The 13,161-nt window shown below is 67.2% G+C and carries 11 protein-coding genes; 4 read left to right on the plus strand and 7 right to left on the minus strand.

Features of this window, described 5'->3' with window-relative positions; translation table 11 throughout:
* Positions 1–16 precede the first annotated feature (16 nt).
* Genes ACNQVK_RS15850 through ACNQVK_RS15860 form a run of 3 tightly spaced genes read left to right on the plus strand, consistent with a single transcriptional unit; the run spans position 17 to position 3,738 of the window.
* The gene (locus ACNQVK_RS15850; protein WP_418030269.1) at positions 17–1,504 is read left to right on the plus strand and encodes an APC family permease; all 1,488 of its coding nucleotides are present in this window, start codon (positions 17–19) and stop codon (positions 1,502–1,504) included.
* Positions 1,501–2,502, plus strand: coding sequence for a GNAT family N-acetyltransferase (locus tag ACNQVK_RS15855; RefSeq protein ID WP_418030270.1), 1,002 nt, complete (start codon positions 1,501–1,503; stop codon positions 2,500–2,502). Before ACNQVK_RS15850 ends, ACNQVK_RS15855 begins: the two co-directional genes overlap by 4 nt.
* Positions 2,503–3,738, plus strand: coding sequence for an acyl-CoA dehydrogenase family protein (locus ACNQVK_RS15860; RefSeq protein ID WP_409552477.1), 1,236 nt, complete (start codon positions 2,503–2,505; stop codon positions 3,736–3,738).
* Positions 3,739–3,748: 10 nt separating this feature from the next.
* On the opposite strand, the gene ACNQVK_RS15865 is transcribed toward ACNQVK_RS15860, so the two are convergent.
* Positions 3,749–4,663, minus strand: coding sequence for a zinc-binding dehydrogenase (locus tag ACNQVK_RS15865; protein ID WP_418030271.1), 915 nt, complete (start codon positions 4,661–4,663; stop codon positions 3,749–3,751).
* A 54-nt stretch (positions 4,664–4,717) separates the two neighbouring features.
* Between ACNQVK_RS15865 and ACNQVK_RS15870 the strand changes: the two genes are divergently transcribed.
* Positions 4,718–5,263 carry a class I SAM-dependent methyltransferase gene (locus tag ACNQVK_RS15870; protein ID WP_418030272.1) on the plus strand — a complete coding sequence of 182 codons (546 nt, stop codon included), beginning with the start codon at positions 4,718–4,720 and terminating at the stop codon, positions 5,261–5,263.
* 33 nt (positions 5,264–5,296) lie between these two features.
* On the opposite strand, the gene ACNQVK_RS15875 is transcribed toward ACNQVK_RS15870, so the two are convergent.
* The 6 genes from ACNQVK_RS15875 to ACNQVK_RS15900 form a co-directional block, all read right to left on the minus strand.
* A complete protein-coding gene (locus ACNQVK_RS15875; RefSeq protein ID WP_418030273.1) occupies positions 5,297–7,066 on the minus strand; it encodes an ABC transporter substrate-binding protein in 1,770 nt (589 codons plus the stop codon).
* Between the two features lie 27 nt (positions 7,067–7,093).
* A complete protein-coding gene (locus tag ACNQVK_RS15880; RefSeq protein WP_418030274.1) occupies positions 7,094–8,092 on the minus strand; it encodes an ABC transporter permease in 999 nt (332 codons plus the stop codon).
* Positions 8,093–8,096: 4 nt separating this feature from the next.
* Positions 8,097–9,038, minus strand: a complete 942-nt coding sequence (locus ACNQVK_RS15885) for an ABC transporter permease (protein ID WP_418030275.1) — start codon at positions 9,036–9,038, stop codon at positions 8,097–8,099.
* Positions 9,035–10,669 (minus strand): dipeptide ABC transporter ATP-binding protein, encoded by a 1,635-nt coding sequence (locus ACNQVK_RS15890; protein ID WP_418030276.1) that lies wholly within the window; start codon positions 10,667–10,669, stop codon positions 9,035–9,037. Before ACNQVK_RS15890 ends, ACNQVK_RS15885 begins: the two co-directional genes overlap by 4 nt.
* A 105-nt stretch (positions 10,670–10,774) precedes the next feature.
* Positions 10,775–12,001, minus strand: coding sequence for a GNAT family N-acetyltransferase (locus ACNQVK_RS15895; protein WP_418030277.1), 1,227 nt, complete (start codon positions 11,999–12,001; stop codon positions 10,775–10,777).
* Complete coding sequence (locus tag ACNQVK_RS15900; RefSeq protein WP_418030278.1) at positions 11,998–13,104, minus strand: LLM class flavin-dependent oxidoreductase; 1,107 nt, start codon at positions 13,102–13,104, stop codon at positions 11,998–12,000. The genes ACNQVK_RS15895 and ACNQVK_RS15900 overlap by 4 nt, the downstream gene beginning before the upstream one ends.
* Between the last annotated feature and the right edge of the window lie 57 nt (positions 13,105–13,161).

The raw sequence follows: 13,161 nt of genomic DNA on the forward strand, positions 1-13,161 counted from the left end.
AGAAAGGGACATTGCCGTGACTACTACAGACGATCCGAAGGCGCATCCGACGACGGAGGCCGGAGGCCGCACGCTGATCGCGGCGGAGTCGACCGGGCTGGAATCGGGCGCACTCGGCCCGTGGGGCGTGTTCGCCCAGGGCCTGGCGGCCGCCGCACCCAGTGTCGCCCTGGCCGTCGTGCCGTTCTCGCTGTTCGTGGCGGCAGGCAAGGGTGCGGCCTGGGCCGCGGTGATCGGCCTGTCCATCGTGGTGCTGGTCGCCATCACGATCAGTTTCCAGGCCAAGCGCACGGTGTCCTCCGGATCGCTAGGCACCTATACGGGTAACGGTCTGGGCCCCGGCTTTGCCTTCGCCGCCGGGTTCAGCCTGTTGTTCGGCTATATCGGTTTCGCCACCACCGGCACCCTCGGCGGGGTGCTCTACCTCGACGCGTTCCTGGAGTCGATCGGCCTTGGATCCCAAGCGGTCTGGTTCCGCCTGCTGCTGGTGATCGTGGTGGTCGGCGTCGCGGTGTACCTGCCGTATCGCGGGGTTTCACTGGCCGCGAAATACGAACTGGCCTTCGAATTGCTCGCCATCGCGTCGATCCTGGTGATCATCGTGGCCTCCTACATCGGCTACGGGTTCCGCATCGACTGGGAGCAGTGGAACCCCCAGCATCTCGGGTCCAGTGCGACGTTCATCGCGGCGGTCACCGCGGTGGGTTCCTATGCAGGCTTCGAAAGCGTCGCCTCGCTCGGGGCCGAGGCCAAGGATGCCCACCGCAACATCGCCAGATCCCTTCTGCGCGTCGTGATCCTGATCGGCGCCCTCTACATCTTCGCGACGTACCCGCAGATCCTGCACTTCGGCGAGATCGACGGGGACAAGGCGGTGCTGCCGCAGCTGGCGACCAGTGTCGGGGTGGAATGGGTGAACCAGGTCGTCAGTGGTGCCGTCGCGATCGCGTTCATCGTGTTCGTCACCGCGGTCACCACCGCCGCCGCGCGCTCGCTGTTCACCTTCGCCCACGAAGGCGCCCTGCCGCACGTGTTCACCAAGGTGCACCCCACCTACAAGACCCCGTGGGCAGGTGTGGTGTTCGTCGGCATCCTGGCCCTCGCGTTCTCGATCACGGCCACGTTCAGCTCCGCGGGCCGGCTGGTGTTCGACGTGTACGGCGGCTACGTGGCCAACTGGGGATTCCTGGTGAGCTATCTGCTGGTGGTCATCGCCACGCCGATCTGGCTTCGCAAGATCGGTGCGCTGACCCCGCGGCGGCTCGCCGTCGCGGTCGCGGCCACCATCGGCCTCGGCTATGTGATCGTCAGCAACTTCTACCCGGTGCCCGAGTTCCCGTTCAACATTCTGCCTTTCGTGTTCGGCGCCATTCTGCTGGCTGGGTTGTCCTGGTACTGGTACCTCAAGCGGACCCGTCCTGAGGTGGCCAACCGGATCGGCACCATCCAGAGCGTCTCTCCCGAGGGGCAGCAGCGGTGGATCGATGCGGGGGTGACGCCGTGACGCTGATCCACGACACCCCGTCTGCGGCGTCGGATGTCACCGGTTGGACCGTCGCAGAGGTAACCCCACGACATCACCCGCTGATCGCCGACTTCCTGGCCACCACACCGGGGCTCGGTGGGCGCAAGTTCGCCGCCGATTCCCGCGATATCGCAGAACAACTCGGCGGCGTGTACCCCGGCTCTGCGGTCGTTCTCCTCGACGATGCCGGCGCGGTGGGGGGATACGCAGCCCTGCACCGGCCGGACGGCACAGAACCGGAGGTGTTGGGGGATTTCGTATTCGGTTCGCACGTACCAGCCGACGCGGTGCGGGCGATCGTCGACGACACCGTCGATCAGTTCGGCCGGGTGGCCGTGCCGGGCGCCTACCTACGGGTGTTCATCGGCGCCGACCAGGCAGTGACGATCGATGCTCTGCTCGCTCGCGGAGCGCGTCAAGAGCGCCGATTCGCCAGCACCCGAAAGTCGCTGCGCGACGAGGATCCTGTCGCGCTGGCCGAGGCGGGGGTCGCGTCGATCACGATCCTGTCGTGGCCGCAGGTCCTGGCGGAAGGCCTCGCCGAGCAGGTCCGGCAGGTGCAATTCGACACCTTCCGAGAGCATTTCGGAAACATGTCGAAGACTCCGCAGCGCTGGGAACACCACCTGGCCAGCCGGGCGTTCACCCCGGATTTCAGCCTGGCCGCCGTAGATGACGACGGTGTCGTGGTCGGCTATGTGCTCGGCTCGACCTACACCTCGGGAAGCGGTGCGGACGAGATCCGCAGTGCGCACACCGACTACATCGGGGTGCGCGCGGACCGCCGTAAGGCCGGAACCGCGGAGCTCCTGCTGCGGAAGCTCTGGCTGGCGGCGCTGCGGCGGGGTTTCACCCACGCCTCGCTGGGCACGGACATCGCCAATGCCAGCAATGCCCACCTGCTCTATGCCCGACTGGGGTATCGCACTGTGCGCGACGAGTACGCGTACCGGATCGACACCGAGGAGAACTCTTAAATGTCCACGGAAGCAACATATCTGAAGCGCCCCTCGGGCTACGACGCCGAATTGCGCTCGGTGTTCGGGCCGATCTTCGAGCGGATCGCCGAAGGGAATCGGCAGCGCGAGGCCGACCGGGTGTTCCCGCACGAGCAGGTGCGCTGGCTCAATGATGCCGGCTTCGGCACCTTGCGGATTCCGGCAGAGCAGGGCGGTTTCGGGGCGTCGCTGGAGCAGACCTTCCTGCTGCTGGCCGATCTCGGGGAGGCCGATGCCAATATCGCCCACATCTGGCGCAACCACCTGGCATTCGTCGAGGACCGGCTCAATGCGCCGGTATCGGAGGACAACACCACCTGGATCAAGCGGTTTCTGGCCGGCGAGTTCGTCGGCGGCGGATGGACCGAGGCCAACAACCTGACCCTGGCCAATCTGGCCACGACGGTCACCGAGCAGGACGGGCACTGGCTGGTGTCCGGTGCGAAATTCTATGCAACCGGCAGTCTTTACGCCGACTGGCTCGACGTTCTGGGCCGCGGTGAGGACGGAGAGCTGTGGACGGCCCTGGTGCGCGCCGATGATCCCGGCGTCACCCTAATCGATGACTGGCGAGGGTTCGGCCAGCGCACGACCGGCAGCGGTTCTGCCCGCTACGAGCAGGCCCGGGCCGAGCGCGGCAACGTGTTCCCGGCGACCGAACGGTTCACCTATCAGGCGCACTTCTACCAGATCGCCATGCTGGCGGTGCTGACCGGAATCATCAGGGCCGCACAGCGTGACGGCTCGGCGGCATTGTCGGCCCGGAAGCGCAACTATCCGCAGGGACTGGCCGAGGTTCCGTCCGCCGATGCGCAGCTGCTGCAGGTGATCGGCGAGGTGTCGGCCGAGGCGTTCGGCGCCACTGCGGCACTGGGGCAGAGTGCGCGCAGCCTGGATCGGATCGTGGCCGGTCGGCTAGCCGGCAGCGACGGCCAGGCTCGACAGTTGCTGGTCGACGCCGAGGTGGCCGTCACCCAGGCACAGTTGGTCATCGTGGCCGCGGCACTGCGGGCCACCACGCGCGTGTTCGATGCCCTCGGCGCCTCGGGCGTATCCGAAGAGCTTGGCCTGGACCGGCATTGGCGCAATGCCCGAACGCTGGCATCGCACAACCCGGTCGTCTACAAGGCGCGCATCCTCGGCGACTGGTTCATCAACGGCAAGGACCCGGTGGCCGACTTGGTGTCACGGGGACGAGGCGGCCAGGGCAACTGAGCCCGCCGGGTCAGGCGACCTGCAGCACCGCTTTGCCCGCGACCTTGCGGCCCAACAACGCGAGGGCAGCATCGGCGGTGTTCTCCCACGAGTCCCGCAGGCCGATCTGCGGATCGAGTTCGCCGTCGGCCAACAGGGTCAGTAGATAACGTAGGTCGTCCTGGAACGGCGCCCGAACGGTGAACGGCTCCAACCGTTTCCGGTTGCCGGAGCGCCGTTCCTGTTCGAAGTTGATCGTGGTGGGCTCGTTGGAGGCCATCCCGATGGACTGAACCGAGCCACCGTCGGACAGCAGGCTGAAAGCCTGTGCCAAGAGCTTCCCACCGACGTTGTCGAGCACTCCGAACACCGGCTCGGTCACCGCGTCGAGCCCGACCACCACTTCGGCCGCGCCCAATTCCTCGAGACCTTCACCGCGTGGGGCGCTGCCGACCGCGGCCACCACGTGGGCGCCGGCCCGGGCGGCGAGCTGGACGGCGAACCTGCCGACACCCCCGGACGCGCCCGTGATGAGCACCCGGCGCCCCACTACCGGACCGAGGGCCCGCAACGCCTGCAGCGCGGTCACCCCGGCAACCGGCAGCGCGGCAGCCTCCTCGAACTCGACGAACTCGGGAAGCTCCGCGAGATTGTCGGTCGCCACGACACGTCGTTCGGCCCAGCCGGCCTCACCGCTGAATCCGACCACCCTGGCGCCGACCGGCGGTCCGGAGCCGTCGGCCGCGGCCTGGGCGACCACGCCGGCACTGTCCCAGCCGGGAACTTCGCCAGGACGGCGCATCTGGTCGATGAAGTGCAGCTCACCGAAGTTCAGCGCAATCGCGCGCACCTCGATCAGGGCCTGCGATTCGGTGACCGAAGGCTCGGCCACCTCGTCGAACCGGAGATTGGCAGGAGCGTGCGGGTCGTAGACGAGGGCTCGCATGAACGGGCTAACCCCGAACCTGGTGTGGCTATTCCCTCCCATAGGGTGGCGCACGTGAGCGAGAAGGACCGCATCCGCTGGGACGCGGCCTATACCGACGGGGACCCGGACGCGGGGCCGGCGCTGCCGCAGGTGTTCAGGGGCCACGCCGACCTGTTTCCCGTGGCAGGTTCGGCACTCGAGGTCGCCTGTGGCACCGGTCGGGCCGCGGTGTGGTTGGCCCGGCGCGGACTACACGTATGGGGTCTCGACGTGTCCGGCGTGGCGATCACCCGGGCGAGGGAGTCGGCCGTCCGCCATGGGGTGGCAGAGCGCTGCCGTTTCGATGTCGCCGATCTTGACGGGGGTCTCCCGGCCGGACCGCCCGTCGACGTGGTTTTGTGTCATCGCTTCCGCGACCCCGGGCTCTACCCGGCTCTGGCTGCGCGGCTGCAGCCGGGCGGTCTGCTGGCCATCTGTGTGCTGAGCGAGGTGGGTGCCTCACCCGGAAGGTTCCGCGCCGTACCCGGTGAACTGCGCACCCAGTTCACCGGGCTACGGGTGATCGCCGAGCAGGAAGGGGACGGCGAAGCCTGGCTGCTGGCGCGCGCCGCCGGTTGAGGCCGGCGCGAGTCAGGCCCACCGCCCCCGATCTCAGCCGTTGACCGCGATGTTCGTGATGTCGGCGTTGTTCCCCAGCGACTGCCATGTCCAGTTGGTCACCCGGTCGGACGTCGGGATCGTCTTGACCCGTTCGATCAGCGGGAACCACGCGAGATCGGCGGTGGCGATCTTGTTGGCCTGCTTCCAGTCCGCTGCCGGGTCCGGCGCGGCGAATGCCCGCGCGACCGCGGCATTGAGCTGCGGATTGTTATAGGTCACGCCGTTCCAGGTGCCTCCCGGAGCGAAGTCGGAGTTGAGCCAGCCGCCCAGCGTCATCCGGGCGCTGTTGCCCTGCCAGTCCGGGGTCCAGTTCGTGATGGCCAGATCCCACTGATTCAGGTTGGAGCCCTCGGCCAGGTACGAGCGGAAGGCACCCCAGCTGTCCCCGGCGATCGGGACCAGGCGGACGGTGATTCCGGAGCGGGCGAGTGCGGTCTGCACCGAGGTGCCGATCTTCTCGAACTCAGGGGTGTTGCGGTACGCCACGCTGAGGGTGAGGTCCGGGTGACCGGTTTCGGCGAGCAATGCCCTGGCCTTGTCCGGGTCACCCTTGTCCTCCGGTGTGGGGTAGGGGTTCTCGTTGTTGTATCCCACGATCGTCGAGGTCAGGATCTCGTTGCTGGGGATCGCCGAGTCGGGGCCGCCCAGCCCCCGGACCACGTCCGCCCGGTTGAGCGAATAGTTCACCGCCTGACGGACTTTGAGGTCCTTGAGCGCGGCCTGCGCCGGCGTCTTGGGGGCGGCCGGATTGTTCCAGCTGATGAACACCGCCGAGCCGCTGGCCGAGGTGTGCAGATGGTCGGGGTCACGCTGTTTGTACTGGGCGATCGCGTTGGCCGGGAAGGCGCGTACATACAGCGCGATGTCGGCCGTGCCGGTCTGCAACTGCTGGGACGCCGCGTCGGCCGAGGCGACGGTGGTGTCGAAGACGATCTCGTCGGCGTACGCCTTGCGCGGGTCGCCGTCGGAGTTGTACTCGGGAACCTTGGCCAGGGTGAGTTGCCTGCCCTGGTCGTAGGACTTGATCTGGTACGGGCCGCTGGACACGTAGTTCTTACGGAACTCCAGGCTGTCGGCGAAGTACTTCGAGGTCACCTCCTCGGGCAGCGGCGTGACGAAGTTCAGCGTCAGGATGTCGAGGATGTCGCTGGCCGGAGCGGTCAAGGTGAGCTGTAACGTCTTGTCGTCCAACGCCTTGAGGCCACTGATCTCGTGGCTGTCGATGAAATTCTTGACCGCCGCCAGATCGCCGGTCGGTACCTTGGCGAACTCGTCGGCGTACTCCTTGAAACCCGCGAACGTCGCGTTGAAGTAGGTGATCGCGCTGACTTGTGCGTTGGGGTCGGGGAAGCGCTTCACGGCATAGACGAAGTCCCGGGCCGTGATCGGACGGCTGCTCGCCCCCGAGTAGGCGATGTTGTCCCGCAGATGGAAGGTGTAGGTCAGGCGATCGGGACTGATGTCCCAGCTTTCGGCAAGGTCGGGCACCACCTTGGTGTCATCGCCGATACCGTCCTTGCTGCCCGCGTAGGTGACCAGCTGACGCGTCGTCGCCCGGATCACCTGCCAGGATTCTGCCGAGTACGCGATCAGCGGGTCGAGCGCGTCGATGTCCTCCACCGACGCGACGTGCAGTGTCCCGCCATAGAGGCTGTCCGGGTTGGCCGGCGATGCCGACCCGTCCTTGTCGGTGCCGCACGCGGCGACGAGCAGTGCGGTGGTGGCGATCAGTGCGCCCACCACTTTTCGCGGTGTTCTCATGGTGCTCCTTGTTGTGTTACGGAAGGATCATTTGCCACTGCGGGCGTGGGTGATGAGGTCGACGACGAAGGTCGAGACGACGAAGATGAGAGCGCCCAGCAGCGTGCACCCGATCACCACCGGGGCGTCGCCGTTGTTGGCCGCGTTGACGGCCAGCCGTCCGACGCCGTCGAGCCCGAATATCTGCTCGGTGATGATCGCCCCGCCGAGGATGGCGGCGAATTCGATGGCGCCGAGTGTCAGAATCGGGTTCAGGGCCGCGGACAACGCGTGGTTGAAATACACACCTTGTGTCCCAACTCCTTTCGCCCGCGCTGTACGGATGTAGTCCTTGTTGGCAACCTCGAGGACCGAGGCCCGCACCACCCGCTGAAACAAACCGACCTCGGCCAGCAGCAGGGTCAGCCAGGGCAGCAGCAGATGCCGCGCCCATTCGGCAGGGGATTCGGTCAGCGCCACGTAACCGCCGCTGGGGAAGAACTTCACCCCGGCCAGCGACAACTGGTAGTACAGGACGAACAGCAGGATGACTCCGGTGACGAAAGTCGGGATGGACAGCAGCACATACGATGTCGCGGAGCTCACCTGGTCGAACACGCTGCCCGGCCGACGGGCGGCGTAGACCCCCAGCACGATCGACACGGTGATCCAGAGGATCAGTGCACCGGCCGCCAGGCTGAACGTGACCGGGATCTTCTCCAGGATCAGATCGGTGACCGGCCGCTGCTGGCGATAGGAGTATCCGAGGCTCGGTGGCCAGTTGAGCAATCCGGTCGGAGTTCCCTTGATCTCCGGCCCGCGGACGACGTAATACCACAGCTGCAGGTACCAGGGATCGTTGAGGCGCAGGCTGTTCGCGATCGCGGCGACCGTCTCCTCGGATGCGTTCTCCGGGGCCAGCATGCGGGCCGGATTCTGGTAGGCGACCCTGGTCAGTCCGAATGTCACGAGTACGACGGCCGACACCGTCAACGCCATCCGCGCCAGCCGCCAGGTGAAATACCGAGTCAAAGTGCTTGTCACCATGTTCTCACCGGGCCGACGACGGATCGAAGCGGCTGCGCAACCGGGTGCTCAGGATGTTGAATCCGAGCACCGTAACGAACAGCGCACCGGCGGGTGCGATCAGGATCAACGGCTGGGTCTGATACAGCGCGGAATCCTGCGCGTTGGCGATCATGGTGCCCCAACTCGGAGTCGGTGCCTTGATGCCGACCCCGAGATAGGACAGCGACGCTTCCGCCACGATGTTGGTGGGCAGCTGCACTGCCCAGTAGATGATCACGGTCGGGGCGATGTTGGGCAGAATCTCCCGCAGCAGGACGCGCACCGGCGTGCTTCCCGCCCCGATCGCGGCCAGCACGAACGGCTTGGACTTCAGCTCGATCACCGAATTGCGTACCAGGCGCGCGAAATACGTCCACGAGAACAGCGCGATGATGCCGATCACGACGAAGATGGGATCGACCAACGTGGTACCCGCGGTGCCGCGATTGAGGGTGACCACGCTCAGCGCGGTGACCAGGAACGGGAAGGCCAGTGCGACATTGGTCAGCTCGGAGAGCGCTGCGTCCACCCGGCCGCCGAAGTATCCGCCGATGAGGCCGACGGCCACCCCGACCAGCATGGCGATGGTGGTGGCCGGGATACCGATCGCCAGGGAGATCCGCGCGCCGTAGAGCGTGCGGACGAAGACATCCCGGCCGCTGCCGTCGGCGCCGAACAGGAAGCCGTTTCCTCCGGTGATCGGCAGGCCACTGGCGTCGAGCGTCTCGTCGGGGAACTGGTCGTTGGGTCCGTGCCCGACGACGGCGGCCACCACGGGGGCCGAGATGGCAGCCAGAACCACCGCGGCCACCAGCGCCGAGCCGGCGAGCAGGCCGGGATCGGCGAAGTATGTCCGAAGCCCCCGGCGCGCCGGCGGCGCCGGCGGGTCCACGGCGATCGGGGAGCGGACCAGCAGTCCGGTCATGACGCCCGTGCCCGCAGCCGGGGAACAGCGTCCAGCAGCCGGCGGGTGTAGGCCGATTGCGGGTTCGCGAACACGTCTGCCGTACGCCCGATCTCGGCCACACCCTCGGGGCTCAGCACGATCACCCGGTCCGCTATCGAGGACACCACGCCCAGATCGTGGGTGATGAACAGGAAGGCAGTGTGGTGTTCGCGCGCCAGTTGCTCGACCAGTCCGATGATCTCGGCCTGGGTGGTCACATCGAGAGCCGACAATGCCTCGTCGGCGACGATCAGATCCGGTTCGAGCACCAGTGCCCGTGCGATCGCCACCCGCTGGCGCTGTCCACCGGACAACTCGGCCGGGTGGCGGCTCAGCAGCGGTTCCGGCAGCCTGGCCTGATCGGCGGCCCGGCGCACCCGGCCGGCAATCTCGGTGACCGGAACACGCTGTGCCCGCAGCGGTTCAGCCACGGATTCACCGGCGGTGCGGCGCGGGTTGAGGCTGGAGTACGGATCCTGGAAGACCAACTGAACGGCCCGGCGGGTGGTGGCTGCCAGGCGCGGCACGCCGTCGTGGACCGAGGTGGGCAACGGCGTTCCAGCCAGGGCGATGTCACCGGAGTCGGCGTACTGCAGGCCGGCGACGATGCGCCCGACGGTCGATTTCCCGGAGCCTGATTCGCCGACGAGACCGACGATCTCACCGCGGTGGACCGTGAAGTCCAGCCCGTCGATCACGGTCGCACGGTCACGCTGTCCGCGCCGGGGATAGCTCTTGCGCAGGTTGCGGACCACCAGCAGCGGCTCGGCCTGGGGGTGCGTGCCGGACGGTGCCGGCGGCTTGACCGAGTCGATGCTGTGCAGCTGTGACGCGGCGAGCAGAGCGTGGGTGTACGGCTGTTCGGGCCGATGGTAGATCCTGTCCCGCGGACCGCTCTCGACCACTCGGCCGTCCTTGACGACCGTTACGGTGTCGGCGATCTCGTGCACCACGCCCAGGTCGTGGCTGACGAACAGTATCGCGGTTCCATGTTCGTGCTGCAGCCGTTTGAGCAGTTCCAGGATGCCTTGCTGCACACTGACGTCCAAGGCGGTGGTGGGTTCGTCGGCGATGATGAGGGCCGGGTTCAGCGCGATCGCCATCGCGATCATCGCGCGCTGCCGCATGCCCCCGGAGAACTCGGCGGGGTAGCTGTCGTAGGCATCGGAGGGGTCGGAGATGCCCACGTCGTCGAGCAGTTCCTCGACCCGCTCGCGCCGCTGTGTCCGACCGGTTCGGGTGTGGATCCGCAACACCTCGTCGATCTGGTTGCCGATGGTCTTGAACGGGTGCAGATTGCTCTGCGGATCCTGGAACACGAATCCGATGTCCTTGCCGAGGATCCGACGGAGCTCCTTGTCGGAAACGCTCAGCAGATCACGGCCGCCGAATCGCACGGAGCCGCTGACCTCCGCTCGCGGGCCGAGCAGACGGGTGGCCGCCAGTAGCGAAACGCTTTTGCCCGAACCGGATTCACCGACCAGCGCAGCCGTCTGCCCGGAATCCACCGAGAACGAGAACGACTCGATCGCCCGCACCGCTCGCCGTCCGCTCGCGCGGTTCCCGGTATGGATCGTGACGGCGAGGTCGGCGACGTCAAACAGTGCCATCGTCTGTTCGTGCCCCAGAAGGCGCCGTCGCCGCAATCATGCGAACACTATCGGCCTTCGCCCGCGCGACGGACACCGTTTGGATCAGTACGAAGTTATCGCCGGTCAGAAGTAGATTCCGGTGTGCGGCAGTGCCGATACCGCGAACAGTCGATCCGCCACGCCCACCGCGTCGCGATCGTTGACCCGCACCAGGCCGGCCAGTGCCAGATCGTGCCAACGGGTCGCCCCGAGCAGTGCTGCGGCCAGCGCCTCGATGTCGGCCTCCAGCTGGGCCGGGCTGTCGGTGGGCACCGCGCCGGTCGGCGAGATTCGGTATGTCTGTGAATTCTCCTGCAGCACGGGGTCGTCGATGCGAACGACCACGTCTCCTTCGCCGGCGTAGGTGCGTGCATCCAGGGCTGCCGACACATCGACCACGCGGAGCCACGTCTCGTCCCTGATACCGGTGAACCGCGCGGCCCGCCGGTCGGTGAGCAGCCAGGGCAGCGGGTCGTCGACCGGACGCATCGGTAGCACCAGGCGGTCGATCAGGTCGAGATCGAGCAGGTACCTCAGCAGCCCGAGATAGGCATCGGTGGTGGGAGCGAACAGATCGTCGACCACGACGGTGCGCTGATCGCTGACGAACCACCCGTCGGTGTCGGCCGGGTGATAGCGCGCGAATCCGGTCTCCGAACCCGGATCACCGTGGACGGCAACGTAGCTCGGACCAGTCGTCGTCTCGGCTCGCAGTCGCTGCGATTGCCACCAGACCGCGGGCCGGTCGATCGATCCGGGCAGCGACGGCCGGTTGGCGGAGTAGATCTGCGACAGCAGGTTCCAGGAGTCCTCCACGTCGATCAGCCGCACCGGCCCGCCCGCGCCGACACCGGCTCGCAGGCGGGCACGCCGGGTCAGCACTTCGACGGCGGCCGAGGAACTGGCCACGCCGTAACCGAATCGCCCGTAGATGGTGGCCTCGGATGCCCGCAGCGTTGCGACCACCTCACCCCGGTCCCGGATCTGGCGCAGCTGGTGGCTGAGCAGATCGGTGGCGACACCACGCCGGGTGAACGTCGGTAGGACGCCGACATGGGTGACGGCCGCATGCCCGACGAGCTTGCCGCCGGGCAGGGTGAGCGTGCTGGTGGCCGAGTCGGTGGTGCCGACCAGCCTGCCGTCGACGAACGCACCCAGAGTCCGCCCCTGCTCCAGCAGGGTGTGGATCCGTCCGGGCGCCAGGCCGCGCAGCGGAGGGAATCCGACCATCGCGGTGCGGAACAGGTTCAGCGCACCGATCAGGTGGTCCTCGGTATCGAGCACCCGGATGTCATTGCGTGCGCGGCTCATACGAGTCCCCTCGCACGCAGGATCGACCCCGCGCCTTCGGCGAACCAGAAGGCTTCTTCGACATGGGGTTGCCCGGACAGGATGAAGTGGTCGATGCCCAGATCGTGGTACTCACTGATGCGGTCGGCGACCTCGGTGTGACTGCCGACGAGCGCGGTACCCGCACCGCCGCGGACCAGGCCGTAGCCGGCCCACAGATTGGGGGAGATCTCGAGATCGGCCGTGCTGCCCGCGTGCAGCGCGGTCATCCGTTGTTGTCCCACCGATTCGGTGCGGGCCAGCACCTCTTGAGCGGATCTGATCCGCTCCTCGCTGATCGCGCCCAGTAGCCGCTCGGCATGTGCCCACGCCTGTTCGGAGGTGTCCCGGCTGATCACGTGCAGCCGGATTCCGAACTGCAGGGTCCGGCCGTGAGCCGCCGAACGGGCCCGCAACCGCTGCAGCCGCTCGGCGATCTGGGCCGGCGTCTCGCCCCAGGCCAGGTACGTGTCGACATACCGGGCGGCCACCTCCTCTGCCGCCGGTGACGCACCGCCGAAGAAGATCTGCGGCGGATCCCAGTCGCCGAAGTCGATGCGGGCGCCCGAAATTCGGTAGTGCTGCCCGTCGAAGTCGAAGGCGGCTCCCGCCGGGGCCGTGCTGACACCGCGCACCACATCGAGAAACTCGCCGGTCCGCCGGTACCGCTCATCGTGGTCGAGGTGGTCACCGAAGCGGGCTTGTTCCACCGGGTCGCCACCGGTGACGATGTTCAGCAGGAGCCGTCCACCTGAGATGCGCTGGAAGGTCGCGGCCTGGTGCGCCGCCAGCGTAGGCGAGATGAATCCGGGACGGAACGCCACCAGGAATTTGAGGCGGGTGGTGGCCTGGCTGAGCGCTGCCGTGGTGATCCAGGCGTCTTCACACCAGGTCCCGGTGGGCGTCAGTACCGCTTCGAAGCCGAGAAGCTCTGCCGTGCGGGCGACTTCGGTCAGGTAGTCGATTGTCGGTGGCCGAATTCTGCCGGCCGACGGCCCGACCGCCAGGTGCGAATCGTCGCCGGACCCGACGATGTCGCGGCTGTCTCCGTTGGTGGGTAGGTACCAATGCAGGTGAATGCTCATCAGCCTGGCAACGCTGCCACCGGAGCCCGCCGCGGACAACCGATAAACCAGCCGTGA

The organism is Mycobacterium sp. 134, assembly GCF_048282715.1.
GTDB lineage: Bacteria > Actinomycetota > Actinomycetes > Mycobacteriales > Mycobacteriaceae > Mycobacterium > Mycobacterium septicum.

Excerpts from the sequence above, each read along its gene's own strand:
- ACNQVK_RS15865 (WP_418030271.1), bottom strand. The coding sequence starts at position 4,663 with ATGCGAGCCCTCGTCTACGACCCGCACGCTCCTGCCAATCTCCGGTTC.
- ACNQVK_RS15880 (WP_418030274.1), bottom strand. The coding sequence starts at position 8,092 with ATGGTGACAAGCACTTTGACTCGGTATTTCACCTGGCGGCTGGCGCGG.
- ACNQVK_RS15890 (WP_418030276.1), bottom strand. The coding sequence starts at position 10,669 with ATGGCACTGTTTGACGTCGCCGACCTCGCCGTCACGATCCATACCGGG.
- ACNQVK_RS15885 (WP_418030275.1), bottom strand. The coding sequence starts at position 9,038 with ATGACCGGACTGCTGGTCCGCTCCCCGATCGCCGTGGACCCGCCGGCG.
- ACNQVK_RS15875 (WP_418030273.1), bottom strand. The coding sequence starts at position 7,066 with ATGAGAACACCGCGAAAAGTGGTGGGCGCACTGATCGCCACCACCGCA.
- ACNQVK_RS15860 (WP_409552477.1), top strand. The coding sequence starts at position 2,503 with ATGTCCACGGAAGCAACATATCTGAAGCGCCCCTCGGGCTACGACGCC.
- ACNQVK_RS15895 (WP_418030277.1), bottom strand. The coding sequence starts at position 12,001 with ATGAGCCGCGCACGCAATGACATCCGGGTGCTCGATACCGAGGACCAC.
- ACNQVK_RS15900 (WP_418030278.1), bottom strand. The coding sequence starts at position 13,104 with ATGAGCATTCACCTGCATTGGTACCTACCCACCAACGGAGACAGCCGC.